Source organism: Pseudomonas sp. PDM25 (genome assembly GCF_019219045.1).
Classification (GTDB): domain Bacteria; phylum Pseudomonadota; class Gammaproteobacteria; order Pseudomonadales; family Pseudomonadaceae; genus Aquipseudomonas.
In genome coordinates, this window is record NZ_JAHUWL010000047.1 from 1 (window position 1) to 2,145 (window position 2,145).

Here is a 2,145-nt window from a genome sequence, read left to right on the forward strand (position 1 = left end):
TGCTGAGGGTGCCGTTGGTGGTCAACGGGGCATTGGTTTCGATCAGGTTGGTGATGTCGGCGGACAACACCGCAGCGTCATTGCTGCCGGTGATGGTCACCGTCACTGCGGTCGCGGTGCCGTCGGCACTGCTTACCGTGAAGGTATCGGTGTAGGTGGTGCCGGCGACGAACTCGTTGTGGGCGCTATCGGCGACGTAGCTCCAGGCACCGTCGGTGCCGAGGGAGAACTGGCCGTAGCTGCCGGCGGTGTTGGACTGGGCGATGAAGGTTGCGGCGCTGTCGACGTCGCTGATGGCCAGGGTGCCGTTGGTGGTCACTGGGGCATCGGTTTCGGTCAGCGTGACGCTGGCCGAGGACAGTACCGCGGCATCGTTGCTGCCGGTGATGGTCACCGTCACTGCGGTTGCGGTGCCGTCGGCACTGCTTACCGTGAAGGTATCGGTGTAGGTGGTGCCGGCGACGAACTCGTTGTGGGCGCTATCGGCGACGTAGCTCCAGGCACCGTCGGTGCCGAGGGAGAACTGGCCGTAGCTGCCGGCGGTGTTGGACTGGGCGACGAAGGTCGCGGCGCTGTCGACGTCGCTGATGGCCAGGGTGCCGTTGGTGGTCAGTGGGGCATCGGTCTCGGTCAGCGTAACGCTGGCTGAGGACAGCACGGCAGCGTCGTTGCTGCCGAGAATATGCACGGTGACCGAGGTGAGGGTGCCGTCGGCGCTGCTCACCGTGAAGGTGTCGGTGTAGGTGGTGCCGGCGGCGAACTCGTTGTGGGCGGAGTCGGCGACGTAGCTCCAGGCACCGTCAGTGCCGAGGGAGAACTGGCCGTAACTGCCGGCGGTGTTGGACTGGGCGACGAAGGTCGCGGCGCTGTCGACATCGCTGATGCTGAGGGTGCCGGCGGTGGTCAGCGGGGTATCGGTTTCGGTCAGCGTGACGCTGGCCGAGGACAGCACGGCGGCATCGTTGGTCCCGTTGATATGCACGGTGACCGACGTGAGGGTACCGTCGGCGCTGCTTACCGTGAAGGTATCGGTGTAGGTGGTGCCGGCGACGAACTCGTTGTGGGCGCTATCGGCGACGTAGCTCCAGGCACCGTCGGTGCCGAGGGAGAACTGGCCGTAGCTGCCGGCGGTGTTGGACTGGGCGACGAAGGTCGCGGCGCTGTCGACGTCGCTGATGGCCAGGGTGCCATTGGTGGAGATGTCGACGACGGCATTGGTCTCGGTCAGGTTGGCAATATCGGCGGACAGCACGGCAGCGTCGTTGCTGCCGAGAATATGCACGGTGACCGAGGTGAGGGTGCCGTCGGCACTGCTCACCGTAAAGGTGTCGGTGTAGGTGCTGCCGGCGGCGAACTCGTTGTGGGCGGAGTCGGCGACGTAGCTCCAGGCACCGTCGGTGCCAAGGGAGAACTGGCCATAACTGCCGGCGGTGTTGGACTGGGCGACGAAGGTCGCGGCGCTGTCGACGTCGCTGATGGTGAGGTTGCCATTGGTGGAGATGTCGACGACGGCATTGGTCTCGGTCAGGTTGGCAATATCGGCGGACAGCACGGCAGCGTCGTTGCTGCCGAGAATATGCACGGTGACCGAGGTGAGGGTGCCGTCGGCGCTGCTCACCGTGAAGGTGTCGGTGTAAGTGGTGCCGGCGACGAACTCGTTGTGGGCGGAGTCGGCGACGTAGCTCCAGGCACCGTCGGTGCCAAGGGAGAACTGGCCATAACTGCCGGCGGTGTTGGACTGGGCGACGAAGGTCGCGGCGCTGTCGACGTCGCTGATGGTGAGGTTGCCATTGGTGGAGATGTCGACGACGGCATTGGTCTCGGTCAGGTTGGCAATATCGGCGGACAGCACGGCAGCGTCGTTGCTGCCGAGAATATGCACGGTGACCGAGGTGAGGGTGCCGTCGGCGCTGCTCACCGTGAAGGTGTCGGTGTAAGTGGTGCCGGCGACGAACTCGTTGTGGGCGGAGTCGGCGACATAGCTCCAGGCACCGTCGGTGTCGAGGGAGAACTGGCCGTAACTGCCGGCGGTGTTGGACTGGGCGACGAAGGTCGCGGCGCTGTCGACATCGCTGATGCTGAGCGTACCAGTGGTGGAGATGTCGGCGGCGGCATCGGTTTCGGTCAGCGTGACGCTGGCCGAGG

General features: G+C 65.3%; 1 protein-coding gene. It reads right to left on the reverse strand.

Annotation, left to right across the window (positions count from 1 at the left end; translation table 11 throughout):
* Positions 1-2,145, reverse strand: a 2,145-nt coding sequence (locus KW848_RS31215) for a VCBS domain-containing protein (RefSeq protein WP_218539163.1), incomplete at both ends; no start/stop codon positions are given.